This window comes from Desulfobulbus alkaliphilus, assembly GCF_016918545.1.
GTDB classification, from domain to species: Bacteria; Desulfobacterota; Desulfobulbia; order Desulfobulbales; family Desulfobulbaceae; genus Desulfobulbus; species Desulfobulbus alkaliphilus.
In genome coordinates, this window is record NZ_JAFFQC010000214.1 from 1 (window position 1) to 456 (window position 456).

The 456-nt window shown below is 68.0% G+C and carries 1 pseudogene; it reads left to right on the top strand.

Annotation, left to right across the window (positions count from 1 at the left end):
- Positions 1-456, top strand: a pseudogene (locus JWG43_RS20810) (hypothetical protein); the annotation flags it as partial.

Sequence of the window (456 nt, forward strand, 5' to 3'; positions counted from 1 at the left end):
GCCAACGCCTATGCAAGCGCCTCGAGCTATTCGGCGAGCAGCGCCCGGTCCTATTCCAGTTCGTCCAGCTTCCAGCGCGGCTATGTCGGCGGCGGCACGACCTATGTCGGAAGCGGCGGCTATTCGGACGGCTACTACGGCGGCGGCTATGTCGGCGGCGTCAGCGCGACCTCGGTCCTGGTCGGCCGTCCTCCGGTCAGCGCCCCGGTCGGCTATCCGGTCTATGGTTTCGGCCGCGACTATATCGGCTGGCGTCCGTATCCGGGCCGTCCGGTCGACTGCAACTGCCGTCCGCCCGTTCGCCCGCCGGTTCGCTACGAACACCGCTATGAGCAGCGTTACGAGCAGAGCTACGTCGATCAGCCGCCGGTCTATGTCCAGGCGCCGCCCGTCCAGATCGCGCCGCAGCGCATCTATGTCGCCCCGTCGCAGGTCAGCATGGCCCCGCCCCAGATC